This window comes from Myxococcales bacterium, assembly GCA_016703425.1.
Taxonomy (GTDB): Bacteria; Myxococcota_A; Polyangia; order Polyangiales; family Polyangiaceae; genus JADJCA01.
Genome location: JADJCA010000001.1, coordinates 311,592 through 337,553, shown reverse-complemented (window position 1 = coordinate 337,553; position 25,962 = coordinate 311,592). Strand labels below are relative to the sequence as shown.

Below are 25,962 nucleotides of genomic sequence, written 5' to 3'. Positions count from 1 at the left end.
CGTTACGCGACAGCCGAGTCGTCCGTGGCGCCACTATCCGCGAGCATCGTGGGCCCCTGCGGTTCGGGCGGGGGCGCGACCGGTTCGGGCGCGACCGGTTCAGGGGCGGCCGCCGGCTGCGGCGCCGTCGGCGGCTCGCCGAAGGCGCCGTAGTTCGTCGCCGTGGGCGCGTAGTTGTACGTGGGGCTCGCCAGGTCTTCGTAGCCGGCGAGCGCCTGCTGGTTGTATGCGGCCTGATCGAAGGCGGGCTGGAAGCGCTCGTCCGTGGCGCGCGTCGCCGGGTTCGCATACGAAGCCGCCACCTCGCTGCCGCGGGTCATCGTCGGGCTCGCCAGGTCTTCGTAGCCGGCGAGCGCCTGCTGGTTGTACGCGGCCTGATCGAAGGCCGGCTGGAAGCGGTCGTCGGTGGCGCGCGTCGCTGGGTTCGCATACGAAGCCGCCACCTCGCTGCCGCGGGTCACCGTCGGGCTCGCCAGGTCTTCGTAGCCGCGGAGCGCCTCGCGGTTGTAGGCCGCCTGATCGAAGGCCGGCTGGAAGCGGTCGTCGGTGGCGCGCGTCGCTGGGTTCGCATACGAAGCCGCCACCTCGCTGCCGCGGGTCATCGTCGGGCTCGCCAGGTCCTCGTAGCCGCGGAGCGCCTCGCGGTTGTAGGCCGCCTGATCGAAGGCCGGCTGGAAGCGGTCGTCGGCGGCGCGCGTCGCCGGGTCCGCATACGAAGCCGCCACCTCGCTACCGGCACGGGTAAGCTTGGGCTCGCCAAACGCACCGAAGTTGTCCTGAGTCGGCTTGAAGCGATCGTATTCGGACGGCGCGGCAGGCGCAGGACGCGCTTCCGTGGGGACGTCTCCGCCGGGGCCCGGGCGACTGGCGTCCGGGCGCGGCGCGGTCGTCGGTCCCTCGTCTTGTCCGGGGCTTTGCCCACCAGGACTAGGCGCGCGAGGCGTGGCGCCTCTCGGCGTCGGCGTTCGCGCTGCCGGCTGAGCGTTGTTCCCGCCGCGCAACTGGTTCAGCGCGTCGCCAAGCGCGTTGGCGGGGTTTGCCGCCGGCGTCGCGGCCGGCGTGGCGGGGCGCGGCTGCGTCGCCGGTTGAACCGCCGGGTCGAGCGTTGGGTCCCCGACGTCCCCTACGAGGAGGGCTCGCATGCGCTGTGCAACCTCTTGCGGGGTCGCTCCGGCACGAATGGTCGGCGCGTTCGCCGCACCGCCCTGCACCGCGTTGAGGGCAACCAAGTCCAGGCTTCGAAATTTGCTCATTGGGCCTCGCACCGAACGCTGCAAGGCAGGTGCCGCGTAGCTTCTGCGGGCGCAGGTGCGCTTCCCGCGAGGATTTCAACGGATCGCGCATCACGGGAATTTGGCAACGTCGGCCTCGCTTGGATCCAAGTCGCCCCGCGGATACATCCATGCCTAGTCCCTGCCCTATGACCGAAGCCTCCCGCATCGTCGCGTTCCTGGGGCCGACGAACACAGGCAAGACCCACCACGCCGTCGAGCGCATGCTCGAGTGCGACTCGGGCATGATGGGCTTGCCGCTCCGCCTCTTGGCGCGAGAGGTCTTTGACCGTGTGGCCAGCCGCGTGGGGCGTGACCGCGTGGCCCTCGTCACGGGGGAGGAGAAACACATTCCGCGGCGACCCCGCTACATCATCGCCACCGTCGAGGCGATGCCCCAGGGCGCGGGCGCGACCGGCGCCGACGTCGACTTCGTCGCCATCGACGAGGTGCAGCTCGCGGCCCATCGTGAGCGCGGCCACGTCTTCACGCGCTGCTTGCTCCACGCGAGGGGCCGTGAGGAAACCTGGCTCCTCGGCGCCGACACGATGCGGCAGATGATCCGCGCGTTGGTGCCGACGGCGACTCACGTCGAGCACCCTCGCCTCTCGTCGCTGCGCCACACGGGTCAGCAGAAGTTGAATCGGCTGCCACCGCGAAGCGCCATCGTCGCCTTCTCGATGGACCGCGTCTACGAGCTCGCGGAGCGGGTGCGCGTAGCGCGGGGCGGCGCTGCCGTGGTGCTCGGGGCGCTCTCGCCCCGGACGCGCAACGCGCAGGTCGCCATGTTTCAAGCCGGCGAGGTCGACACGATCGTGGCGACCGACGCCATCGGCATGGGGCTCAACCTGGACATCGCCCACGTCGCCTTCGCCGCGACGACGAAGTTCGATGGCCGCGAGAGTCGCCCTCTTGAGGATGCCGAACTGGCGCAGATCGCGGGCCGCGCGGGACGTTACCTCGCCGATGGGACCTTCGGCAGCCTCGCACCGCAAGAGATCGGTGGCGCGCAGGTCGCCGCCGTCGAGCGTCATCAGTTTGCTCCCATCACGGCGCTCCGCTACCGGCCACACGTCCTGATTTTCTCCAGCACCACTGCGTTGCTCGACTCGCTCCACGTTCTGCCGCGGCGCCCAGGCCTGCAGCCGGCCCCCAAAGCCGACGACGAGCTAGCGTTTGAGGAGCTGGCCAAGGAGCCGAGCGTCCGCTCGCGGCTCCGCAGCGAAGACGACGTCCGCCTCCTCTGGGACGTGGCAAGCGTCCCCGACTTTCGAAAGCTACTCTTTGAAGTTCACCTGGCGACGCTGCGCTCGATCTTTCTCGAGCTCATGGACCGGGCGCGCGTCTCGAACGACTTCCTCGAGAACGTGACGGCCACTCTGGGCAGTGCGCCCCGCGACGTGGAGGGCCTCCTGTCGCAGATCACCGAACTTCGCACATGGAGCTACGTCGCCAACAAGCAGGAGTGGACCGCCGAGCCGCGTCGCTGGCAGGAGGAGACGCGTGCCCTCGAGGATCGGCTTAGCGACGCGCTCCACGTCGCCCTCACGAACCGCTTCGTGAGCATCAAGGGCGCGCGCCACTCGTCGTCGGCGGGCCCAAAGAAGCCATCGGTTGCAACGCCGGAAGAACGCCCTTCGAGGCCCGGGCACCCGTTCGCGGTGCTCGCCACCTTTGCGGTGTCGGGAGCGATCGATGCGCCGCGCAAGGTGACCCACCATCCCCTCGAAGCCTTCGTCGACGCGGCGCACGACGCCTTCACGCTGACGCCTGATGGGGCGCTTCGCGCGGACGGTCGCGCCATCGCGTGGCTCGCGCGAGGCCCGAAGTTGTCGCTGCCGACGGTGCGCATGGCGGAGCTCGACGACGTCGGCGCGGGGCTTCGAAGTCGCCTCGAGCGCCGCGCCCTGGCCTTCGCCCGCGATGTCGCGGGGCGACTGCTAGCGCCCCTCGACGGGCTCGCGACGTCGACGCGAGCGCCGCTGCGCGGCCTGGCACACGTTCTCACGGCCGGCCTCGGTACGGCGCGCGTGCGTGACGTTAGCCACCTGCTACCGGAATACGATGAGCGCGACCACGAACTCCTTCGCGAGCAGGGGATCGTCCTCGGCGTCCTCTCGGCTTACGCAAAGGCGCTCCTCGATGAGCCCATGCTCGAGGTGCGGCGGCTGCTCGTTATGGCGGCGCACCCGCGGCTCGCCCGCGCTTCCACGGCGAGGGTAGCGTTTCGCGCGACGCGCGCCGACCGCACCTTGGCTCATTCGCTGGGCTTCGTGGTGCTCAGTGATTGGGCGGTTCGCGCCGACGTAGCCGAGCGGATCGCGGCGACGGCGGCCTCGTCGGCGGAGGTTGCGGCGTGGGTTGGCTGCGGCGCCGTCGAGGCCGAGCGCATCGTCGCCGCGGCCGACCGTTCAAAACAGGAAGTAGACGAGGAGCGCGATCCCGAGTGACAACACGAAGCTGCCGATGACGACGGCGGCCACGACGAGCACGACCTTGCGCTGTGCGTCGGCAAACATCTGTTGCCCGGCGGCGTACGGGTTCGCTGCTGGCGGCGGGCCGCCCGCCACGTACCCGATGGTGGGCTGTGACCACGGAGCGGCCCCCGCTGGCGGAGGCGCCGCGCCAAACGGCACGGGACCGCCCGTCAAAGGCGGGCTCGGCGGCGCGTTCGGCATCACGACGCCCGGCAGGATCGGCGACGGCCCGTGCGCCGGGCCCTGCACAAGGACGCCGCCCATGAGCCCGTGAACGATGGCGACCTTTTCGGCGGCTCGCGCCACGTGCGCGTGGATCGCGCCGCAGTAGCGGCACGCCGGCTGGCTCAGGTCCTCGATGCTGAGAACGCCACCACACTGGGGGCACCGGCTCGCGTCGGTCACGTCTTGCTCACAGCGTGCTCCGGCACCCACTGCTGCTGGCCGTTGCCGAAGGCAACGAGGACTTGTCCGCCTCCGACTTGAACGACGCTCCCGGGGTACCGATTGCCGTCGGACCATTGGACGAGGACGGCCATGCCGGGGCCGATGCCGCTGGCGATGGCGCCCATGCCCATCACGCCGAGGGCACCGCGGCCGAGGAAGCCCATGTTCTGCGCCGCCTGACCATAGGCCGCTTGGGCCTGTGCTTGCGCCGCGGCGATGTGCGCGTTCACGTTCTGCTGCACCGCCGCGCCCATCATTTGGTTCTCCATGCGCTGCTGCGCTTGCGCCGCCGTTTGCGGCGCCTGCGCAGGGGCCGCACCGCCGCCGCCGGCGACGCGCTGGATGCTCACCGGTCGTGGCGCCCCGCCCTGCTGGATTCGCATAGCCTCTTGCTCGATGCCGCCGCTGTACGCGGCGCCGTATTGCATGGGGTTCTGCATCATCACCTGCTGCCAATGGCCGGAGATCTGCGTCCACGCGCCCTGATCAATGCCGTAAGTTGCGAAGGTGCGCTCGTAGCCGAGGGCCTTCATGACGCCGGCCATCGCCACGAAGTCGTCGAAGCTCACCTGCACGGAGCCCTTCTTCCGCGCAAGGGATGCTTGGTAGAGCGGCATGAACGCCTGCGCGACGCGGCCCATGAGCGCGTAGTCCTGCATGCGCGCCGTCCAGCCATTCTTGGCGGCCTCCCAATCGGCGCGGCTCACGCCGAGTCCCTCGACGACGCGCGCCTGCGCCTCGGGGTCGTTCGCGTGATCGGAGACGTCGGCGCTGAGATCGGCGTAACGCTCGAGAGAGATGCCTTGAATGGGAGCAAACGGATCCATGTCGCGCATGCGAGCGCGCGCCAGAGGCCCCGTCAAGGTCAACATTCGTACGGATGCGCTGGCGCTACCGGCGAGCGAATTGCTGCGCTGCCTCGCCGAGCGTGACGAAAGCGTATCCGGCCTCGCGCAGCGTCGTGAAGACAGCGTCGAGGGCGGCGAGCTTCCGCTCCTTGGCCACGCGCACGTCCGGCTGGTGCGGCCTGAGGGGCTCGAGCCCGTCCGCGGCGTCGAGGACATCGATCCCGTGAAGCTCAAGGTTCACGAGCGGCTCACCGAGGCACATGCGCGTAAGCCAGCGGGCCTTGTCGGGGCCCGCCAAGGTGACCGTCGTGCCGATGAACGGCAAACGCAGGCCGCGCGTGACCTGGATCGGCAGCTCCAAGAGGCCGCCGCCCTCGCGCGTGTAGGGCCGCGACACGCGATAGGGGCGCGTCGACGCGGTGAGGACCGCCGGGTGGTCCACGATCGAGTGGCTCGTTCGGCCGCGGAGGCCGATGAGCCCGATGGCCGCAGTCTTCGCCAGGTAATACGCGGGGCACGGGAAGACAGACGAGTCGTACGCGGCCCCAAGCTCGCCCAAGACGTCGAAGACTTCGTCCGTGATCGTGTATCCGGGCGCACGAAAACCTACCGGCTTGTCTCCCGTCGCTCGGAGGATCGCTTGCGCGCCGTCCTCGATCTCGGCCGCGATCTCGCGGCGCGACAGCCGCGTTAGGTCATACCGATGCGACAGCGTGTGGTTCGCCATTTCGGCGCCGGCGTCGCGGGCGACCCGCAGCGCGGTCGCCGACTCGGCGCGCGCGAGATCCGAGCCCACCGCGAAGAGCGTGAGCGGAACATCCGCCGCCTTCGAGAGCGACGTGAGCCGAGGGACGGCGATGTCGTAGACCGCGGTCTTGGCCGCGCCCTCCGCGAGAAGGCCGTGGATGGCGTAGTAGTTCGGGATCTCGTCGAGGTCGACGCTGACGGCTGCAAGCTTCATGGGCGCCAAATGAAAGAGGCCGCTGAGCCCGAGGACTCAGCGGCCAACGTTATCGGAGCGATGGCTCAGCCGCCGGTGAGCTTCGCGACTTCCGCCGCGAGGTCGTCGGTCTTCTTCTGGATGCCTTCGCCGAGGCCGAAGCGCACGAACTCGTGAAGCTTCACCTCACCGCCGAGTTTCTTGCCGAGCTCCGCGCGGACCTTCTCGATGGTGCCGAGATCGGGCGACCACACGTTGTCTTGGCCGAGGAGCGTCACCTCCGTGTACCACTTGGCGACCTTGCCCTCGATGATCTTGGGCCACGCCGCTTCCGGCTTACCCTCTTCCTTGAGCTGGCCGGCGTAGATGTCCTTCTGCTTGGCGAGCATCTCTTCGGTGATCTGCTCCTTGGCGACGACGGCGGGGTTCATGGCCCCGATCTGCATGGCGCAGTTGTCGATGAAGGCCGAAAATTCCGGGTTCTTGCGGGCGTCGCCGTTGGGCGCTTCGGCGCGGATGAGGACCGCGAGCTTGCCGCCCATGTGGATGTACGCGTGAACGAACTCGGACGGCGTCTTCGCTTCGATGGCGTCCCAGCGACGAATGACGGTGTTCTCGCCGGTCTTGGCCACCATCTCTTGCCGAACGACGTCGAGGGCCTTGCCACCGACCGATTGAGCAGCGAGATCGGCGCCGCGGGCGAGGCCCTTGGCGACGTCGACACAGGTCGCGACAAAGCCGCGGAAGTCGTCGCCGCGGGCCACGAAGTCCGTCTGGCAGTTGACCTCAACAATGACGCCGCGCTTGTTCTCGGCGTCGACCCAGGTGCGCACTTCCCCTTCCGTCGCGATGCGACCTTCGCGGGAAGCGGCCTTCACGATGCCCTTCTTGAGGATGATCTCGACGGCCTTGTCGACGTTGCCTTCCGACTCGGTGAGCGCCGACTTGCAGTCGCTCATACCGGCCTGGGTGCGCTCGCGGAGCTCCTTGATCATCGTGGGGGTGATGGCTGCCATGTTCCTACCTCGGGTGTTGCTCGGGTTTCGAAATGTTGGCGGGCTTGGCCCGCGCACTTACGTGACGTTCGTGCGCGCAGGTGGCGACGCACGAAGGCGAAGCAGCGGGCGCGGGGCGAACACGCAACCCCACCGCTTCGCCTCGAACGGCTTCGCACCATGCGAAGCCGCTCATGGAATGGGAAGCACGCCGCGATGGCGTGCGAGCCTCAGTCAGTTCGCGGCTTCGCCGCCGCCGGGCGCCGGTCCGCCATCGCGGCGAGCCCCGCCGCGGCGGTAGACGTCGGCTTGCGGAGCGCCGCGATCACCGCCGCGGCCCTCGCGGCCCTCGTTGGCGTTCACGTCCTTGCGTCGTTGCGCACCTTCGTGGATCGCGTCGGCGAGTCGCGCGGTGATAAGGCGAATGGACCGGATGGCGTCGTCGTTGCCCGGGATCGGGTAGTCGATGAGGTCCGGGTCGCAGTTCGTGTCGGCGATGGCAAGGATCGGAATCTCGAGCTTGCGCGCCTCTTGAACGGCGATGGTCTCCATGGCCGGGTCGATGACGAACACGGCGGCCGGGAGCGAGTTCATGTTCTTGAGGCCGCCCAGGTACTTCTCGAAGCGCTCGCGCTCCTTCTCAAGACGCGAGACTTCCTTCTTCGGAAGCTGGAGGTGGGTGCCGTCGTCCTTCATGCGCTCGAGTTGGCACATGCGCTCGAGGCCCTGCTTGATGGTGCGGAAGTTGGTGAGCGTTCCGCCGAGCCAGCGGTTGACCACGTAGTGAGCGCCGCAGCGGCTCGCTTCTTCCTTGATGATCTCTTGCGCCTGGCGCTTGGTGCCGATGAACAGCACGTTGCCGCCGCGCGAAACCGTCTCCTCAACGAAGTAGAAGGCGCGCGAGAAGAGGCGCACCGTCTGGTCGAGGTCGATGATGTGGATGCCGTTGCGGGCGCCGAAGATGAACTGCTTCATCTTGGGGTTCCACCGCTTCGTCTGGTGTCCGAAGTGGACGCCCGCATCGAGGAGCGACTTGAGGGGAAGCGGGAACTCGGGGCGACCGACCGAGGTGGTCGGCATTTCTGCTTGGGTCATGGGAGCGCGTTCCTTTCGGTTGAGCCTCCGCTCCCCTCCCTTGGCCAGCGCTTGCGCGCACCGGGCCGCAGGTTTGCGCGGGGGAGCGTGTGGAATTTCCCAGGGCGGAACCGCCCCGGGCCCTCTTCGCGGGGCTAGGCTCGTGCCGAGGAGGCGCGGGCAAAGTCACGAGGAGAGAGGGCGCACACGCTAGTCGCCCTGCATGGGAAGTCAATCGGGGGATTTTCCTCGTTGCGCGCCTTAAGTTCCCCTCTTACAAGCTCCGGAGCCCGTGACGTCCAAGAAGCCCCGCACCAAAGCCCGCCCTTGTCGGCGTCCACTCGCCGCCTTGGGCCAATTGGCCTTGGCCCTCTGCTTGGGCGCCTGCGCTTCCAGACCGCCTCGGCCGCCTGGGCCGGCGCCCGAATACGAAGAGCCGCCCGACGTGGGCCGCCCCGTCGTCAGCCCTGACGGGGGTGCCGAAGCGGCTGCCGCCCTTGTGATACCGTCGCCGTCGCCATGGACCACGGGTTCACTCGCCGCGATCTCGACCACGTTGCCACGCTCGCCGCGCTGACGCTCAGCGACGAAGAGGCCGCCGGCCTCGCGACCGACCTCGCGCGCATCCTCGCTTACGTCGACGAGCTCGCCGCCGTCGACACGTCGAGCGTTGCCCCAACGATGAACCTGGTCTTTGGCCCCGCCGGGCAAGAGGCGACGCAAGACAGCGCGCTCCGCCCCGACGAACGCGAGCCGAGTCTCGTTCGCAGCGAGGTCATGGCGGGCGCACCCCGCGCCACGGAGCAAGGGTTCCTCGTTCCCACCTTCGTGGAGACCTGATCGTGAAGCCAAGCACATGGACCGTCTCCGAGATCGCGGCGCGCGTGCGCACCGGCGAGGTGTCGGCCGTTTCTGTCGCAGAAGACGTGCTCGGAAGGATCGCCAAGCTCGACGGCGAGCTCGGCTCGTTCCTTCACGTCAATGACAAGCTCGTCGACGAGGCGCGCGCCATCGACGCCGCCCGCTCTCGCGGCGAGCCGCTCGGGCCCCTCGCCGGCGTGCCCATCGCCATCAAAGACGCCCTCGCCACGCGAGGAGCGCCAACGACCTGCGCGTCAAAGGTCCTCGCGGGCTACATGCCTCCCTACGACGCCACGGTCGTCGCGCGGCTCAAGGCCGCAGGCGCCCTCGTGAGCGGCAAGACGAACATGGATGAGTTCGCCATGGGCTCCTCCTGCGAGAACAGCGCCGCCAAGATCACACGCAACCCGTGGGACCTTGGCCGCATCCCCGGTGGCTCGTCCGGCGGTAGCGCCGTAGCGGTTGCCGCGCGCCTCTCGCCCGCCTCCCTGGGGAGCGACACCGGCGGCTCCATTCGCCAACCGGCCGCGTTGACCGGCTCCGTCGGCGTCAAGCCGACGTACGGCCGCGTCTCGCGGTATGGCCTCGTGGCCTTCGCCTCAAGCCTCGACCAAGTGGGGCCCTTTGCCACCGACGTTCGCGGCGCCGCCCGCGTCCTCGCCACCATCGCTGGCAAGGACGCCCACGACGCGACCTCGCTCGATGTTCCCGTCGACGACTACGAGGGCGCTTGCGAGAAGAGCGTGCGCGGCCTGCGTCTCGGCGTGCCTCGCGAGTATTTTGCCGAGGGCCTCGACGCCGAGGTCGAGGCGTCGGTGCGCGCCGCCATCGCCGCCCTCGAAGAAGAAGGGTGCACGGTCGTCCCCGTCGATCTTCCGCACACGCGCTTCGCCGTGGCCACCTACTACGTCCTCGCGACGGCCGAGGCCTCGAGCAACCTGGCGCGGTTCGACGGTGTTCGTTACGGACGACGCGCCGAAAAGGCCGGCGACGACATCCGAACCATGATCGGCAGGACCCGCGACTTGGGCTTCGGCACCGAGGTGAAGCGACGGATCTTGCTGGGAACGTTCGTGCTCTCGGCGGGCTACTACGACGCGTACTACCTGAAGGCGCAGAAGATGCGGACGCTCCTTCGGCGCGACTTCGAGCAAGCCTTCGCGTCCGTCGACGCGCTCATCTGTCCCACGGCGCCGACGCCGGCCTTCCGGCTTGGAGAGAAGACGGCCGACCCGCTCGCCATGTATTTGAGTGACATCTACACGCTTCCGGCGAGCCTCGCGGGCCTGCCCGCGGCGAGCGTGCCGTGTGCCCCAACGAAGGCGGGCCTGCCCGTTGGACTTCAGCTCATGGCGCCGGCGCTCAAGGAGACGACGCTGTTCGCGCTGGCCGCCGCGTGGGAGTCGCGCTGCCCGGGGCGCGTGCCGCCCATGGCCTCATGAGCGACGCCGCATCGCTCGCCGTCCGTTGGTCTGGCGCCGCCGACGAAGCTGCCATCGTGTCGCTCTTCGAACGCGACGGCTCGCCGTGTTTCTGTCGCTACTGGCACTTCGAGGGTGACAAGAACGCGTGGCTGGCGCGGTGCGCCGGCGAACCCGAGGTGAATCGGGACGCGCTCTCGGTCGATCTTCGTTCCGGCGCCGACGGCGCGCGCGCCCTCGTCGCGCTGACGCCGCAAGGCCAATGCGTCGGATGGATGAAGCTCGCGCCGCGAAGGGCCGTACCCAAGCTCCGGAAGCTCCCGGTGTACCGAGCGCTCGACCTCGGCGACGATGACGGCGTCTGGTCTGTCGGTTGTTTCCTCGTCGACGAAGCGTGGCGCGGCCGCGGCGTCGCGCGCCGACTGGTGAGCGAAATCCCGCGTGCGCTGGCGCCGCTCGGCGCCCGCGCCGTCGAGGCGTATCCGCGGCAGGGGCTGCACGCGGCCGAGGCCTGGACTGGGCCCGCCAAGGTCTTCGAAGCCTTCACCCGCGTCGGTGGCGACGACGCGTACCCGGTGCTTCGCCTTGTGCTCTAGGCAACGGCGCCTGACGCGCCGTGCGTGGTGCGCTCGGTCAGCCCGTCGCGGCGACGGTCATCTGCTCGCTCTTGTCGCGCAAGAGCTCCGTCGCGCGGTCCGACGCGAACTCAAGGTACTCGTGGATCGCGAGCTCCAAGAGCTCGTCCTTGGCACCGCTCGCGACGGAGCGGAGCAACGCGTCGACGACGAAGGCGCCGCTGGCGGTAAATTCGGCTTCGCGGAGCATGGCCGCAACGGTCGATGTCGTGGCGAGGAAGTCTTCGAGGTCCGCGCGGAGCATGGCGCCCACTTTCGCGCGGTCGCAGCGACGGTGCATGTTGACGAGCGCGTCGTTTGAGACCTTGAGCACGTCGGTGGTCGAGCGGATCCGTGGCTCCAAGACATCGATGAGCTCGCTGGTGGCGAGCCGGTGGATCGCGTGCATGATCTCGAACTCGAAGAGACCAAGCTCAACGGCGATCTCGCCGATGCTGTGCTCACCGTCGCAGTGTTCCAGGACCTTGACGAGATCGGGGGCAACGGAGCCAGCCTCTTCGCGGCGCACGGGGACGTGGTCGAGGGTGCCGATGGTCTGCCGGAAGACGCCCATGTTCTCGGAGCGCCGCGTGGCCTCCATCATCAGGCTGATGACCGTGCGGGGGGTGCCCGGCGCGCGCGGCACGGTGAGATCGTCGAAGAGTGCGAAGGCGCCGACGTCGATGCGGAGGGCGGCCATGAGGATCTCTTCCGCCTGGCGCCGCAGCGTCTCGTCAAGGGTGGCGCGCTCGAGCTGCCCGGCTTCGACGAGGACTTCACCGAGCACCTTGCCCGCGAGCGCGGCGGTGTAGGCGGCGGCCTCGAGATCTTCTCGCGACACGTGCCCGGCCTTGCGAAGGAGATCGCCGATGCGCTCCTGCGCGCGCGTCGTCGCGGCGCCGATGAGCGCGCCGCTGTCGAAGCCGATGGCTCGCACGATCTCACCGGAGGCCACAATGAGCGTGCCGCTACGGCCCGCGTGGGCGATGAACGAGACGATCTCGACGAGGGCGCCCGAGGCTGTGACCTGGCCGGAGAGGCGGAGCGGGCTTTCGGGACGACTCCACTCGGGCGGCAGGAGGCTCTCGGCGGCGTCGCGGAGTTGCCGACCGGTGTACCCGAGGGTCTGATGAATTCCGGAGCTTCGCATGGGAGAGTTCCGCTGCAGGTGTTGTGCCGCAGTGTAACTGGAAGTCCGCCACCAACATTCGCGCACTTACGGCGCGTGACGGTGTGACAATTGCCCCATGTCACGTGTCAGTCCCTGAGATCGTACGCGTCACAGGCCGTGGGGCGTCCTCTGCAATGCGGGCCGCGTCGCCGAGCGAAGCCGATGTTGTTCGCTTACGCGGGCGACGGAATCAGCGTCGGTGGCGCGCCCACCCAGTCGTCGCAGACGAGCAGCTCGAACGAGAGCCCGATGACAAGGGCGCGCTGAGCATCGACCACTTCAACGCCGCTCGGGCGGGCGTCTACGAAGTCGGCGACCGTCGTCGCGTTCGAGAGGTCCCGAAGGAGCAGGCCCTCGCGCTCGGGCAGGCGCAGCGCGTCGAGCCTCACGCTCGGATGCGGCACCGGCTCCACGAGCGCGCCCTCGAGGCCCGCGAACATCTCGGCGAGCTCGCCCGGCGTGTATCGCTCGTGGATGCCGCGGGCGATGAGCTCGACGCTGTCGACGCCGAGCGGAAAGGTCTCCTCGTGGGAGCGCGCGCCGCGAACGAAAGCCATCCGTCCCCGTCGCCACGCCAGCACCTCGACGAAGCGCTCCTGCGTCTGCTCGTGGATCGCCCTGAAGAGCTCGATGGGGCGCAGCACGCCGAGACCCACGAGGGCCTCACCGAGACGCCCGCCGAACTTCGGCAACATCGCGAGGGCCATGTCGACTTCCATGCGAAGGACCTGGCCGCGGCGCACCAAGAATTGTCCGAGGAGCTCTTCGCGCTCGCTCGAGGAGACGAACTCCGGCACCCCGTCGACGAGGTAGATCTTCTTTCGCCGCTCGCCGTCTTGGAGAAGCACAACGCCCGTCTCTCGGAGGTGGGCCAGGCGGAAGAAGCCGCGCCGGCAACGTCACGCGGTCGATGGCGATGGCCTCGGCGAGTCCATCTCCTCCTGCTCCCAGCGGAGCGCGGGGCTCTTCACGAAGCGCGCGAACTCGGCGAAGGTCGTGGCGCTCTTGAAGGGCGCGAGCTCGCGCGAGACCTCGGTGCGCGCGCCGATCTCGCCCGTCGCGAAGAGCTCGATGACCCGGGGGTAGCTAAGCGGCCCCACGACGATGCCGTCTTTGCGCACGCGATAGATCTGCGGCGCCACGTTCTGCATCGCCTGCCCGGTGGGCTTTTCGGCGCTCGGGGTGGCAGGCTTCGCTTCGGCGTGGCGCCGCCCGTTTGGGCGTCCGTCGTCACGCTGTCGGGCGTCGTGAGGCCGAGCCGCTCGAGGATCCCAGCGAGCTTGCTGGGGCCGACATGGAGGCGCCGTCGTCGCACGATTTCCTCGACCGCTTCGGCGAAGGCGCGCGCGCTCGGGAACCGGTGCTCGGGCTCCTTCGCGAGGGCGCGGAAGAGTACCGCGCGGAGGTCGTCAGGCATGGGGCGGCCGGCTCGGTCGATGGCGCTGACGTCCGCGTCCCGGATTCGAAGGAGAACGTCGAGCTCACGGCCGCCGGTGAAGAGCGGTCGCAACATCACCATCTCGGCCAGGACGATGCCCAACGTGAAGATGTCGCTGCGGTGATCGAGCTCGCGGCCGACGACCTGCTCCGGCGACATGTAGCCGAGCTTGCCCTTGAGCTGGCCCGCGTCGGTGCGACGCTCGATCTCGGCGGCGCGCGCGATGCCGAAGTCGGTCAGCTTCACGGCGCCGGTCCGATCGATGAGCACGTTGCCGGGCGACACGTCGCGGTGCACGAGCTTGAGCGGGTGGCCGCGTTCGTCGCGGGCGCCGTGAGCGTATTCGAGGCCTCGGAGCACGCTGAGGGCGACGTGAAGCGAGGCCTCAAGCGGCAGCTCGATGTTCTTGGCCGCCGCGGCGCGCACGAGGCGCGCGACGGTGGAGCCCTCCACGAACTCCATGGCCATGTAGAGCTCCTCCTCGTGATCGCCAAAGTCGAACACGTGGACGATGTTCAGGTGCGCGAGGCGCGCGCAGACGCGCGCTTCGTCGACGAACATGGCGAGGAAGTCCGGCTCCCGCGCGAACTGCGGGAGGATGCGTTTGACGGCGACGAGCTTCTGAAAGCCGTGCGGCCCGGCGCGGCGCGCCAGGTACACCTCCGCCATTCCGCCGGTCGCGAGCAGTTGGAGGAGCTCGTAGGGACCGAGCCGGTCGGGAACCGGGGAGCTCGTCAGGTCCAAGCCCAAGGAGCGTATCAGGAAACGCCAGCTCTTCCCCCAATGCTTTCACCGAGGTCACGGGTTCGCGGCCGGTGTAGGCTTCCGGCCCTACGGGGACCTGGTGACCGACCGAGCAAACGATCCGAAGCGGGCCATGGCGAAAGATGACCCTTCCACGTCTCTGCGGGGGTCGGCGCCGGTCATCGCCGTCACGGGGGCGAGCTCATTTCTGGGGGCCAACCTCATTGGGCTCCTCGAAGAGGACGAGCGCATCGGGCGCATCGTGGCCGTTGACACCAAGGCGCCATCGACGGCGGGCCGGAAGACCCGCAGCTACGAGGTCGACCTGACCGAGCCGTCGGCGGAGGCGCGGCTCGTCGAAATCTTCGTCGCGGAACGGGCCACGACCCTCGTTCACCTGGCGTTCCTCGGATCGCCACATCGAGCCGCCTCTTGGGCCCACGAATACGAGAGCGTAGGCACCATGCGCCTGCTCGTCGCGGCGACGCAGGCGAAGATCGCCAAGCTCGTGCTCTGGTCGCAGACGCTCCTCTATGGCGCCACGCCTTCGAATCCGAACTTCTTGGCCGAGCACCAGCCGCTCCGCGCGACGCCCGACGAACCCTATTTCGCCGACAAGATCGCCGCCGAGGCCGAAGCCGCCCGCTTCGCGCAGCGCGCGCCGGGGACTGTGCTCACAGTGCTTCGCACGGCACCGATCTTGGGACCGACCGTCGACAACTACGTGGCGCGATACCTGTCGCATCGGCTCGTGCCTACGATGCTGGGCTTCGATCCGCTCGTGCAGTTCGTTCACGAGATCGACGCCATCGCGGCCCTCAAGCTGGCCGTCGATCGCGACATCGCGGGGACTTTCAACATCGTCGGTGACGGCGTCTTGCCGCTCTCGACCGTGATCAAGCTCGCGGGCCGCATCGCGATGCCGTTGCCGCATCTGTTGGCCGATCCGCTCGTGGCCGCAGCGTGGATGGCCCAACTCGCCGACGCGCCTCCGAGCTTTCTCCGGTACCTGCGGTTTTTGTGCGTCGCCGACGGAGCGCTGGCGAGGCGGCGCTTGGGTTTCCGACCCGCGTACACGACACGCGAGGCCGTTGTCGATTACGCCAGCGCGCAACGCCTGCGCGACCTAAAGCTGCTCCAGGAGGTCTCGTGAGCCCAAAGAAGCCTCCCCGTGCCGAACCGCGTACCCGCGACGTGAAGCCGCGGCCCAAGTCGTCGGCGACGGCGTCGAAACGCGTCGTCGTCGAAGTGCCCGCCCGCACCAAGGGCCGAAAGCCTACGGCCCGGCGGGCCGCCAAGGTGGACGCCCCCAGCGGCGTGACGCCAGAGCCGACGCCGGCGCGCGAGACCGTCGCGTCGGCCCTTCTCGAGGCCGACGAGCTCATCGCCGCGAACCGTAGGTCGAGAGATGCTGCCGAGAGCGCCTCAACGGAGGGTGCCGCAGCGGCGCAGCCGGAAGCGCGCACGAGCCCTTCTCGCGAAGAGATTCAGTCTCGCATCACAGAGCTCGAAGGCCGTCTCGACCGAATGCTCGAAGCCGCATCGCAGGGCTCCCTTCCCTCACTGGATGGGGACGAGGACGACGACGGGGACGAGGCGTGGCCCTCCCAAGTGGCGGCCACACACGCTGCGGCGCCGCCCTCGCCGGCGACCGACGAGCTGCCGGAGCCGCCCACCGAGCGCTTCCCCTCGCCGGCGCCGCTCCCCCGCCCTTCGGTGCCCGCCGCGCCGCTGTCGGCGCGCAGCCTCGGTGGCGAGATCGAGCCGACGGTGTTCGACACCGCGCGCGAACTCTTGTCGACCAACTATTACCTCCGCAAGTGGGGCCGCCTGGGCATGCGGAACCGCTCCGAGGAGGTCGACGACTTTGGCTACGACCCCGTCTACGAGGCGCGGGTAAAGCCGTTTTTGGACTTTCTCTACTCCACCTACTTCCGCGTCGAAGCGGAGGGCGTCGAACATGTGTGCGAGGCGGGCCGATGCCTCCTCGTGGCGAACCACTCGGGCACGGTTCCGCTCGATGGCTTGATGATCCGAGCCGCCGTCAAGCGACTCCACCCGCGAGAGCGCGACGTCCGGTGGCTCGCGGAGGACTTCATTTTTCATTTTCCGTTCCTCGGCTCGCTCACGACGAGGCTCGGTGCCGTCCGCGCGTGTCAGGAGAATGCCGAACGCCTCTTGCGGCAAGAGGCGCTCGTCGCCGTATTCCCCGAAGGGATGAAGGGCACGGGGAAGCTCTTCCGCGAGCGCTATCGGCTCCAACGTTTTGGGCGCGGCGGCTTCGTCAAGCTCGCGCTGCGGACGCGTACGCCGATCGTGCCTGTGGCCGTCGTCGGCGGCGAAGAGACGCAACCGCTCCTGGCTCGCCTCGACGCGCTGGGCAAACCCTTTGGCTTGCCGTACGTGCCAGTCACTCCGACCTTCCCGTTGCTCGGGCCCGCGGGGCTCATGCCCGCGCCGACCAAGTGGCGCATGCGCTTCGGGGCGCCCATCGTCGTCCCCGGAAGCCCCGACGACGCCGACGACGAGCTGCTCGTCGGACGGCTCGCGGAAGAGGTTCGCGGGACGATTCAAGAGATGGTCGATGAACTCCTGGGCGCGCGAAAGAACGTCTTTCTGGGCTGATGACTGCGCTGCCCTCGGTTCACGGCGTCCTCGTCGTCGACAAGCCCGCCGGGTTGACGAGCCACGACGTCGTGCAGCGCGTGCGGCGCCGGCTCGGAACGCGCGAGGTTGGGCACGCGGGCACGCTCGACCCCATGGCGACCGGTGTGCTCGTCGTGGTGGTCGGTGAAGGGACGAAGCTTTCGACCTACCTGACGGCCGCCGACAAGCGCTACGCCGCCGAGGTCACCTTCGGCCGCGCCACCGACACCCTCGACGCCGACGGAACGACCACGGCCGAGGGCCCGGTGCCCGAAGATCTCGAGGAGCGCCTCGCGGCGGCGCTATCCCATGAACGGGCTCGCACTGAGCAGGTGCCGCCCGTGTACTCCGCGATTCATCAGGGCGGCGAGCGCGCGCACGCAAAAGCGAGACGCGGCGAGGAGGTCATTCTGGCGCCACGCACGGTGCGCGTCCTCTCGCTCGCGCTCGACGGGTATGGCGCGGCGTCGCATCGCGCCGCTCTTACGCTCCACGTGTCGAAGGGCTACTACGTCCGCGCGCTGGCGAGGGACCTCGGCACCACGCTCGGCGTCCCTTCGCACCTGACGGCGCTTCGCCGCGAAGCGTCGGGCTGCTTCAAGGTCGACGCGGCGTGCCCCCTCACGACGGCGGACCTGGCTTCACGGTTGATTCCCGTGCGAGCGGCTGCCGCACTGGCCATCGGCGAAGTGCAGCTCACCGAGCGGGGAGAGGCTGACGCCCGCGCCGGGCGCCCGGTCCAGCCGGCGGACCTGTCGGCCGCTTGTGAAGGGCCGCGCGCTTGGGTGGCGCCGGGCGGCGACCTCATCGCCATTGGCCACCTCGTCGAGGGGGTGGGGCGCGTCCTCCGAGGCTTTCGAACGCGCTAAGCGGCGGCCTACTTCTTCTTCTTGGCGCGCTCTCGCGCGACCTTCGCCCGCTCCTCCGCTTGCTTCGCGAGATCGCCCTTCGGGGCGGCCTTCAGGTAGGCCTCGTACTCCTTGACGGCCTCCGCAAACTTGCCGGCCTGAGCCAGGCGATTCGCCAAGTAGAAGTGCGCGGGGCCGTAGCCCGGCTCCTTCTTTACGGCGGTCATGAGATCGTCGAGGGCGCCGGCGTCGTCCTTTGCGCCAACCTTGCAGAGTGCACGGTCCGTTCGGAGCTCGGCGATGTCCTTCTGCTCGATGGCCTTCGATAGGGAGCTCGTGCAGTCGGCGAAGGCGCCCGCAAGGCGCTGCTCATGGCCGATGCTCGCGAGCGTGCCGAGGTCCTTCGCATGGGGCGCGGCGGCCTTGAGCTGCGCGGCGGCTTCGTCGAGCTTCTTCCACGTTCGCAGCCATTGTGCGTAGGTGAGGCGAATCAGAGGATCCTGCGGGGCAGCGCGCGTTGCCTCCTCGAAGGCGTTGGCGGCCCCGGCGTCGCCCTTGGTCGCCAGCGCGATGCCGAGGTTCGTAAGGAGCGAGGCATTCTTCGGCTGCTTGCCCAGGGCCTTCTGCGTGACCGCGAGGGCTTCGTCGTGTTTGCTCGCTTCGATGTACATGGCGCCAAGGTTGATCGCCGCCGCCTCGAGATCGGGCCGCAGAGCCAGCGCTTCCTTGTAGTGCTTCTCGGCGCCGGCCTTGTCGCCGGACTTCTCCAGCGTGACGCCCAAGTAGAAGTGCGCGTCGCCGTCCTTCGGGTTCTTCTTCACGGCGCCTTCAAAGGCGCTCTTCGCGCTGCCGATGTCACCCGCCTCGAGCGCCTTCATGCCACGCGCCACGTCTTCGCTCGACGGCGGAGCGGCTCGTTCCTTCTTTGGCGTGGGCGGCGCCTCGTCCGCGATGGGCTCCGGTGGCGTGGCTCGATGGGGCGGCGTTGGTGTCGGTGCCGCGGGAGCGCCCCCGCATGCGGACAAGAATCCAGCCAGTGCGCACGCCCGGAAAAGACGACCCGCCATCAGAGACCTCCTCAACGGGGCGAGTCTACCCGACGCGCCAGCCGGCGGAGCGCCTTAGCGCTCAACCCTCTGCGGCGAGCGTCAGACGCTCACGAATTTCGCGAAGGCGGGCCTGGTCGACGGCCTTGGTGCCGTCGATCTCGCTCACGTAGAAGACGTCGGCGACGCGCGTGCCTTCCGTATTGATCTTGGAGACAGCGATCGAGAGGGAGAGTTCGTGGAGCGCCCTCGCGAGCGAGTAGAGGAGCCCGGGGCGGTCGCGCGCAAAGACCTCGATGACCGTGTGGCGAGGCGAGGCGCGCTCGTCGATGACGATCTCCGTGGCGACGGCGGGCCCTCGCCGCTCACCCCACGGTGAGCTCGAGCCGGTGCGCGCCCGCAGGAGAGACTCGGGCTCGACGCGTCCGCTCGCGACGTCTTCGAGGTCGCGCTGCAAGCGTGGGAGCAGGTCCGCGACCTCACCGGCACCGCTCGATCGTGGCCGTACCCAGAAGACGTCGACGGCCTCGCTGCACTCCGAGGCCCGGAGCGAGCCCTCAGCGCGCGTCCTCGAGTGGATCTGCGCCGCGAGGACCTCAAGGCGTGCGCACACAAGCGCGGCGGCAATGCCGGCAAGGAGACCAGGACGATCCTCGGCCACCACGCACAGCTCCACCGCATCCCCGTGCGCCGGTCCCACGAGCTCAACGGAGGCCGCGCGCGCGCCGCGGTTGGCGACAGCGGCGGCATGGGCCGCCAAGGACTCTGGCGCCGTCGTGAAGGGGTACCGCTCGGGCATGGACTGAACGAAACGTTCGATCACGTCCGGCGTCATACCAACGCCGCGCGGCGATTGCGCCGCGGCCGCCAAGATCCGAAGGCGCCGTTCGTCGTCATACCCGGGCGCGCGCTGCCCGCTCAGGTACGCGTCGGCGGCGACGTAGAGGTTCTCGAGCATCTTCGCTTTCCACGTTGTCATCGCCGTGGGTGACGTCGTGGTGATGTCGGCGATGGTCAGGAGGTAGAGCGCTCGAAGTCCCTCGCGGCCGCGCACGCCGCGGCAGAACTCCTCCACCGTCGACTCGTCGTCCAAATCGCGCCGAGTCGCCACGTGATACATCGACAGGTGCGAAGCGACGAGCGCTGCGACCTCGTCGATCTCGAGCGTCCATCCGAATCTCGGCAAGATCTTCCGCACGAGGTCCGCGCCGCTCTGCGAGTGGTTCTTTCGTGAGCCTTCGGCGTCGGGGTACCCCTTGCCTACGTCATGCAGCAACGTCGCGAGGAAGAGCACCGGCGCGTCGGCGAGCTCGGCCGCTAGACGGCTCGCCAAGGGATGCATGTGCGCCAGCTCGCCGCGAGCTAGGGCCCTCAGGCAATCGATGGCGGCGACGCTGTGAACATCGACCGTGTACACATGGTAGACGTCGTGGTGCACGCGGCCCGTCACCGGGAGAAACTCCGGGATCATCGCCAACAAGAGGCCCACGTCGTGCAGCTCCCCAACGATGGAGCCCCGGCGCGTCGGCACCTCGCCGATGGTGCACACGATGTCGACGAAGAGCTTCGCGGCCTCCGGGCTTGCGCGAAGCGCCTCGCACCACGCCGGATCGGTCGCCGCGCGGGCGACGGCGTCGCGCGCGAAGGCGAGGACCGGCGCGCGCTTCTGGACGCACGCATCGTAGAGCCTGAGCGCCAAGGCCGGCTCCTCCTGAAGCTCGCGGCTGCCGGCAACGGTGACGTGCCCGTCGAAGAGGCGCACGCCCCCGCCGAGGTCTGTCTCCACGGGCCGCGGCCGGCGTCGCGGCGGTTTTGCCCGTTCGAAGATGCGCTCGCGGAGCCGTGTGATCGCACGCGCGTGAACGTAGAAGTCTTGCATGAGCCGCTCGGCGGCGGCGGCGCGCGTGCGGGCGTCACGCTGGGAGTCGGGGGCTCCGCGCTCCGCCGACTCGGCGCCATCCCCAGACCGGGGCGCGTAGTCCATCGCGATGGCAATGGCCTCTTGAGCGTCGAACGTCAGTCGATCGCTGCGGCGTTGCCCGCGGAGGTGAAGGCGATTCTTCACCCGCCACATAAACGCCGTAGCGGCCTCCAGCTCCTGCGCCTCGCGGGACACGAGGACGCCAAGCCGCAAGAGCTCGCGGAGGAAGCCGTGCTCGCCGTCGGACACTCGATACCGCGCCCGCGCGACCCAGCGGATGGCGTCGAGATCCCGCATGGCGCCGGCGCCGCTCTTCGTGTCCGGCTCGAGGAGGTAGACGGACCCGCCGAAGCGCTCGTGGCGTCCTGCGATTTCAGCCTCGAGCCGATCGATGAATCGCTCGATGCTACCCGCTTCGAAGACGCCTTCGTGGGCGCGGTCGAGGAGCTGCGCGAGGACGGTCTCGTCGCCAGCGACAAAGCGAAGATCGAGAAGCGTTGTCGCGCTCGCTAGATCGTCGTGCGCGAGGCTGAGCATCTCCGATGCCGTCAACACCTGATGGCCGACGGAGAGCTTCGCGTCCCACAAGGGATAAAGCAGCCGCTCAAGCCAGGCCTGCGCGGCCTCGGCGGCGTCGGCTGACATCACGAGGCGAAGATCAACGTCGCTACGCGGCGCGAGGGCGCCGCGGCCGTAACTCCCCACACCGGCAAGGACGTACGCGGGCAAGGTGGGCCCGTCGCCGATGATGCGAGCCGCCTGGCCTTGGAGCAGGCCATCCATCCATCGGGCGTGGGCTTGGGCAAGTCCCAGTCCGTCGGTCCCGCTGGCCGCGGCCGACCGGAGTTCGTCCTCGTGGAGCCGAACGAGGTCTCTCAGCGTCCCGGACGAGCTCACCCTCGAACGGTAGGCGAATTCAGGGGTTCGGGCGGGCGAAATCGCGGGCTTCCGCCGCCGCGAGAGGGCCGCCGAAAAACGGAGAGTTGCGAGACGACCATGAATTCCCCTAACCTGCCGCCCGTCCGAGACGAGGGCCCGCTGGGCCTTCCGGACGGCCGGCCCTTAGGCCCGGCGCAATCCATGCTTAGGAGGCTCCGTTCATGATCCGCAAAGTGATCTCCCCGCTGCTCGCCGTCGCCACGTTGAGCCTCGCGTTCTCGTTCAACGGGTGCAGCTGCCGCGCGCAAATCGGTGAGCAGCAGGCCAAGGCGCCCGAGCCGCCGCCGCCGCCCCCCCCGCCGCCGCCCCCGCCGGCGCCCGCCCCGGAAGCGCCGAAGCCGAAGCTGTTGGCCGTTGGCAAGGCGAAGATCCAGGAGAACAAGGTCGAGATCCCGGGCCAGCTCGAGTTCGACGTCGACAAGGCGACGATCCGTCAGACGCCCCAGTCGAAGGAAATCCTCGGCACGCTGAAGGAGTTCATGGAAAAGAACCCCAACGTCGAGAAGATCCAGATCCAGGGCCACACGGACAACTCCGGCACGCCCGACCGCAACAAGACCCTCTCGCAACAGCGCGCGGAAGCCGTCTCCAAGTGGCTCGGCGAAAACGGCGTGAAGGGGGATCGCGTGGTCGCTCAGGGCTTCGGCCAAGACAAGCCCGTCGCCCCGAACGACACCCCCGAGAACAAGCAGAAGAACCGCCGCACGGAGTTCCACATCATCAAGATGGACGGCAAGGATGTCGCGCCGGCCGCTCCCGCGCAGCCCACGGGTGGCGGCGGAGCGGGCGCGAGCGCTCCCCCGCCGGTCACGCCGCCCCCCACGGGCAGCCCCACGGAGAAGAAGCCGGACCTCGCCCCGAAGCCGGCAGGCGCTACGCCCAAGATGATCAAGAAGCCCTGAGCGCGGCTTCGCCGGCGCTGCCTACGGGTGGCGCCCTCGTCGAGTGCCGTCGCGCGTCGCGCGGCGGCATTCGCCTTTTTGTACGCCGCTTTCTTGGACTCGAGCGACGTGGCTGTGATGATCGCCGCCGCTCGTCCGTCGAACGTGAGGGACTTGCGCTTGCGTCTCGGCGCAGGCTCGGTCGAGGATACGTTTCCGCGGCTGTCCAATCTGGTACCCGCAAGCCCGTCACGCCCCCCCCGCCCCCCCCAGAGGAGTCGTTCATGGTTCGCGCTCTCGGCACGGTTCTCTTCGCCGCGTTGGTTTTTGCCTGCAGCTCCACCGAGGAGGAGGAGGCCCCGAAGTACCCGACCGTCGACTCGATGTGTCAGGCGCGGGCCACCGAGGAGTGCCAGGTCGCCTCGAAGTGCGGCGCGAAGCTTGAGACCTGCGTGGCGTCCCGCAAGGCCACCTGCGCGACGTCCGCAGCCGCATCCCAGACGGGAACGCGGGCGTACCGCGCCAAGGTCGGTGAGACGTGCGTCAACAAGGCGAAGGAGGTCTACGCGAAGGCTCCCATCACGCCCGACGACATCGCCAAGCTCGACGAGACCTGTCAGAAGGCCTTTCAGGGGACGCAGGCGAAGCTGCAGGCTTGCACGACGAGCTACGACTGCGACGGCGAGCTGATCTGCGACAAGCAAGTGTGCGCGGGCAAGGTGGAGAAGAAGGAAGGCGAGTTCTGCGGCAACCCGGGCGAGGTCTGCGCCGCCGGCTCCTATTGCGTGGCGAGCGCCGCCGGCGCCTTGCAGTGCGCCCCCAAGAAGAAGAAGGGCGAGATCTGCGACGCCAAGAGCCCGTGCCTTGAGAGCTTGCGGTGCAACAACACCTGCTTGGAGCGCTTCGGCAGCGGCGAGGCTTGCGCGAGCAACGACGACTGCGGCGCCAGCGCGCCCCTCTGCGACAACATCAACTTGGGCTCAAAGTGCGGCCCTGGTGTCACGCCGGTGGCCGGCGTCGCGGCTTGCAAGGACTGCCCCGCCGGCGCCAACCCGGCCTACTGCGGCTTCGGCGGGTGAATCGCGACCAACGCAGCCCGCAGGGCGCCTATGGCGACCAGTCCCAGCGAAGGCCCACGAGCACGAGCCGATAGGCGCCGGGCTGAATGCCCTCGGGTCGTCGCGCGGCGATGTACGTGGTGTCGAGCGCGTTCTTCACCGTGAGCCTCGCCGTGAGGCCGCTCGCCTTGTGGCGGTAGTGTGCCGCGAGGTTCACGAGGTGGAATGGGTCCAACTCGCCGATGCGACCGGTGACGTCCTCACCCGCTGTGTTCTTCGTGTCGGTGAACTGCGAGCCAACGAACGAATAGCTCACCTGCCCGCCAACCCCGCTCTCATGCTCGACGTCGACGTTCGCGCTGCCTGAGTGCTGCGGCGCGTACGGCAAGAGTCGGCCTGCGTCGACGCCGTAACGGAACGTTGATCGCGCGAACGTGTAGCGCGCGCCAACGTCGACGACGGTTGGCCAACCAAAGGCCTTGCCCAACTCGAGCGTGGCGGCCGTCTCGACGCCCTTCAGCGTGGTGGCCCCCGCGTCGACCAGGTTGACGTCGGCCGAAGGGTTCGTGTTGACGATGACCTGATTTTGAAACGCGGAAAGGAACCCGGCCACTTCAACGCGCAGCGCCTTCACGATCGACGCGCGCGTCCCGAGCTCGACGTTCGTGCTCTCGTCCACGCCGACCGGCGCCGGCTCGCCGCGCGAGCTGATGGCCGAGCTGACGCGCGGCGGCGCGAAGCCGCGATGCAGGCCGAAGAACCCGTGCACGCGGCGCGAGCCGGCGACGAGGCCGATGCCCGGCACGAAGCCCGTCACATCGCCCTCACCTTCTCGGTAGACGTCGAGCGACCGCCCATCCTCGATGGTGTGAAGTTGCACCCTTCGATACCGAAGGTGCTCGAGGCGAACGCCCGGTGTGACGAGGAGAAAGTCGGTAAACGCGATGCGGTCTTGGAGGTAGCCGGCGAGCCCGAGGCCGCGTCGTCGCTCCGCGCTCTCGAGGGCGCCAACGTAGGTCTCGGGGTAAGTGCCCGAGCGTTGCTGGTAGTCGGCCACCTCGACGAGCCCTCGCCCGCCGACCTCGAAGGTGTGCCGAACGTCGCCCGTCTTCGCCTTGATCCGAAGTCGTGGCTCAACGCCGGCGACATCGTAGCTGCGGTCGAGCACCACGTTGGTGGGTTGAAAGTAGAGAGCCCCCAACGCGACCGACTCGTCCCCCTCAACCCTGTCGATGAAGCCAACGGGTCTCTGCCTCGCGTAGTCCTGCCGGCGCCAGAGACGTGCCGTGCGGTACGCGTACGCCAGCGACGTGAGCTGCACCTGCTCGGAAAAGCGATGCTCATGGGTAAGGGCCACATCGAAGCGCTCGAGCTTCAAGTGGCTCGTCGGCGAGAGCGTCCCGTGCTTTGGGTTGGCTCGGAACATCGCGGACGTCAGTCCGACGTCGTCGGAGGCCGCGTTGTCCAGGTGAACACCGAGCTTGACCGTCGCGGTGCCGCGCTCACCGGTGGGAAAGAAGATCTTGGCGAGCCCGTTGGTGGAGGAAAACGGCAGGTCGCGATAGCCGTCGCCGCGGCGGTGGAGCGCCTGCACCACGTAGCGCGTGTCGCCGACGGCGTCGCCGTAACGCACGAGCCCGCGCGCGTAGCCATAGGTTCCAGCGTCGGCGTCGAGGGTGAGTGTTCGCTTCTCCGGCGGGGCCAGCGTGACGAAGTTGATGGTGCCGGCGAGCGTCTGCGGACCAAAGAGGATGTTGCCGCCGCCTTTGACGACCTCGATGGCCCGGTAGCGCTCGATGGGCGGCGCGAAGTACATGTCCGGCTCGGTGTAGGGATTGAGGGCCATGGGCATCCCGTCCTCGAGCAACAGCACGCGTCGGCTGCGGCCCGCGTCGAGGCCGCGAACGCCGATGTCGAGCCGGCCGCCGCCGCCGAAGTCCTCGCGAGCCTGAATGCCGGGCACGCGACGGAGCAGCTCGGCGGTCTCGACGGCTTGCGCGCGCTCGATCTCCTTGCGCGACACGACGGTGCCGGAGCCGGGGACCTTTGGCAGCGAATCGGCCTTGTCGCCAATCACGCGAACCTCCGCCACGTCGTCCTTTGCGGCGCGAGCGTCGACGGCCGCGCCGGACGGCACGCTGGGGGCGCTCGGGAGCGTCGGTTCCGTCGGCGCCGCCTCTGCGGGCTGCGGCGGCGCGGCCGGTGGCGCGCCGGGGACGGCGCCCGCGTCACCGGCGGCGGGGCTATCGGCCGGTTGCGCGCCGGCGGATGCGCTGAGGCCGAGCCACGCGAACACCAGGGGAATCGCGAAGGTACGCACGC

At 68.8% G+C, this 25,962-nt stretch carries 21 protein-coding genes; 9 read left to right on the top strand and 12 right to left on the bottom strand.

Annotation, left to right across the window (positions count from 1 at the left end; genetic code table 11):
- Positions 1–2 precede the first annotated feature (2 nt).
- Positions 3–1,253, bottom strand: a complete 1,251-nt coding sequence (locus tag IPG50_01400) for a hypothetical protein (GenBank protein ID MBK6690858.1) — start codon at positions 1,251–1,253, stop codon at positions 3–5.
- A 167-nt stretch (positions 1,254–1,420) separates the two neighbouring features.
- On the opposite strand from IPG50_01400, the gene IPG50_01395 reads away from it, so the two are divergent.
- On the top strand, positions 1,421–3,721 hold the full coding sequence (locus tag IPG50_01395) for a helicase (GenBank protein MBK6690857.1): 2,301 nt from the start codon (positions 1,421–1,423) through the stop codon (positions 3,719–3,721).
- Here the strand turns inward: IPG50_01395 and IPG50_01390 are convergent.
- The 5 genes from IPG50_01390 to rpsB all read right to left on the bottom strand — a co-directional run bounded on the left by IPG50_01390 (position 3,683) and on the right by rpsB (position 8,058).
- The gene (locus IPG50_01390) at positions 3,683–4,153 is read right to left on the bottom strand and encodes a hypothetical protein (protein ID MBK6690856.1); all 471 of its coding nucleotides are present in this window, start codon (positions 4,151–4,153) and stop codon (positions 3,683–3,685) included. The two genes, IPG50_01395 and IPG50_01390, sit on opposite strands and share 39 nt — an antisense overlap.
- Positions 4,150–5,058, bottom strand: coding sequence for a hypothetical protein (locus IPG50_01385; GenBank protein MBK6690855.1), 909 nt, complete (start codon positions 5,056–5,058; stop codon positions 4,150–4,152). The genes IPG50_01390 and IPG50_01385 overlap by 4 nt, the downstream gene beginning before the upstream one ends.
- Positions 5,059–5,086: 28 nt before the next feature.
- Positions 5,087–6,004: a polysaccharide deacetylase family protein gene (locus IPG50_01380; protein ID MBK6690854.1), complete on the bottom strand. Its 918-nt coding sequence runs from the start codon at positions 6,002–6,004 to the stop codon at positions 5,087–5,089.
- Between the two features lie 65 nt (positions 6,005–6,069).
- A complete protein-coding gene (tsf, locus tag IPG50_01375) occupies positions 6,070–6,999 on the bottom strand; it encodes a translation elongation factor Ts (GenBank protein ID MBK6690853.1) in 930 nt (309 codons plus the stop codon).
- 213 nt (positions 7,000–7,212) lie between these two features.
- A complete protein-coding gene (gene rpsB / locus IPG50_01370) occupies positions 7,213–8,058 on the bottom strand; it encodes a 30S ribosomal protein S2 (GenBank protein MBK6690852.1) in 846 nt (281 codons plus the stop codon).
- A gap of 513 nt (positions 8,059–8,571) precedes the next feature.
- On the opposite strand from rpsB, the gene gatC reads away from it, so the two are divergent.
- From gatC to IPG50_01355, 3 genes are read left to right on the top strand one after another with little or no spacing between them, the layout of a single operon-like run.
- Positions 8,572–8,892, top strand: a complete 321-nt coding sequence (gatC, locus tag IPG50_01365) for an Asp-tRNA(Asn)/Glu-tRNA(Gln) amidotransferase subunit GatC (GenBank protein MBK6690851.1) — start codon at positions 8,572–8,574, stop codon at positions 8,890–8,892.
- A gap of 2 nt (positions 8,893–8,894) precedes the next feature.
- Complete coding sequence (gene gatA / locus IPG50_01360) at positions 8,895–10,355, top strand: Asp-tRNA(Asn)/Glu-tRNA(Gln) amidotransferase subunit GatA (GenBank protein ID MBK6690850.1); 1,461 nt, start codon at positions 8,895–8,897, stop codon at positions 10,353–10,355.
- Positions 10,352–10,930 carry a GNAT family N-acetyltransferase gene (locus IPG50_01355; protein ID MBK6690849.1) on the top strand — a complete coding sequence of 193 codons (579 nt, stop codon included), beginning with the start codon at positions 10,352–10,354 and terminating at the stop codon, positions 10,928–10,930. Before gatA ends, IPG50_01355 begins: the two co-directional genes overlap by 4 nt.
- 37 nt (positions 10,931–10,967) lie before the next feature.
- On the opposite strand, the gene IPG50_01350 is transcribed toward IPG50_01355, so the two are convergent.
- From IPG50_01350 to IPG50_01340, 3 genes are all read right to left on the bottom strand, one after another.
- The gene (locus tag IPG50_01350) at positions 10,968–12,098 is read right to left on the bottom strand and encodes a DUF4388 domain-containing protein (GenBank protein MBK6690848.1); all 1,131 of its coding nucleotides are present in this window, start codon (positions 12,096–12,098) and stop codon (positions 10,968–10,970) included.
- A 194-nt stretch (positions 12,099–12,292) separates the two neighbouring features.
- A complete protein-coding gene (locus IPG50_01345; GenBank protein MBK6690847.1) occupies positions 12,293–12,967 on the bottom strand; it encodes a hypothetical protein in 675 nt (224 codons plus the stop codon).
- Positions 12,968–13,086: 119 nt separating this feature from the next.
- Entirely contained in the window at positions 13,087–14,301 is a 1,215-nt protein-coding gene (locus tag IPG50_01340; protein MBK6690846.1) for a serine/threonine protein kinase, read from the bottom strand.
- Between the two features lie 133 nt (positions 14,302–14,434).
- Here IPG50_01340 and IPG50_01335 point away from each other — a divergent pair, with 133 nt between their 5' ends.
- The 3 genes from IPG50_01335 (at position 14,435) to truB (ending at position 17,816) form a co-directional block, all read left to right on the top strand.
- Positions 14,435–15,454 carry an NAD-dependent epimerase/dehydratase family protein gene (locus IPG50_01335; GenBank protein ID MBK6690845.1) on the top strand — a complete coding sequence of 340 codons (1,020 nt, stop codon included), beginning with the start codon at positions 14,435–14,437 and terminating at the stop codon, positions 15,452–15,454.
- Between the two features lie 374 nt (positions 15,455–15,828).
- Positions 15,829–16,926, top strand: a complete 1,098-nt coding sequence (locus tag IPG50_01330) for a 1-acyl-sn-glycerol-3-phosphate acyltransferase (GenBank protein MBK6690844.1) — start codon at positions 15,829–15,831, stop codon at positions 16,924–16,926.
- Entirely contained in the window at positions 16,926–17,816 is an 891-nt protein-coding gene (gene truB, locus IPG50_01325) for a tRNA pseudouridine(55) synthase TruB (GenBank protein MBK6690843.1), read from the top strand. Before IPG50_01330 ends, truB begins: the two co-directional genes overlap by 1 nt.
- 8 nt (positions 17,817–17,824) lie before the next feature.
- Here the strand turns inward: truB and IPG50_01320 are convergent, their stop codons facing one another.
- Both IPG50_01320 and glnD read right to left on the bottom strand, forming a co-directional pair.
- The gene (locus tag IPG50_01320) at positions 17,825–18,862 is read right to left on the bottom strand and encodes a tetratricopeptide repeat protein (GenBank protein MBK6690842.1); all 1,038 of its coding nucleotides are present in this window, start codon (positions 18,860–18,862) and stop codon (positions 17,825–17,827) included.
- Positions 18,863–18,923: 61 nt separating this feature from the next.
- Positions 18,924–21,659 (bottom strand): [protein-PII] uridylyltransferase, encoded by a 2,736-nt coding sequence (gene glnD, locus IPG50_01315; protein ID MBK6690841.1) that lies wholly within the window; start codon positions 21,657–21,659, stop codon positions 18,924–18,926.
- Positions 21,660–21,862: 203 nt separating this feature from the next.
- Here glnD and IPG50_01310 point away from each other — a divergent pair, with 203 nt between their 5' ends.
- Positions 21,863–22,603: an OmpA family protein gene (locus tag IPG50_01310; protein ID MBK6690840.1), complete on the top strand. Its 741-nt coding sequence runs from the start codon at positions 21,863–21,865 to the stop codon at positions 22,601–22,603.
- A 263-nt stretch (positions 22,604–22,866) separates the two neighbouring features.
- Positions 22,867–23,661 (top strand): hypothetical protein, encoded by a 795-nt coding sequence (locus IPG50_01305; protein MBK6690839.1) that lies wholly within the window; start codon positions 22,867–22,869, stop codon positions 23,659–23,661.
- 28 nt (positions 23,662–23,689) lie between these two features.
- On the opposite strand, the gene IPG50_01300 is transcribed toward IPG50_01305, so the two are convergent.
- Entirely contained in the window at positions 23,690–25,960 is a 2,271-nt protein-coding gene (locus tag IPG50_01300) for a TonB-dependent receptor (protein ID MBK6690838.1), read from the bottom strand.
- Between the last annotated feature and the right edge of the window lie 2 nt (positions 25,961–25,962).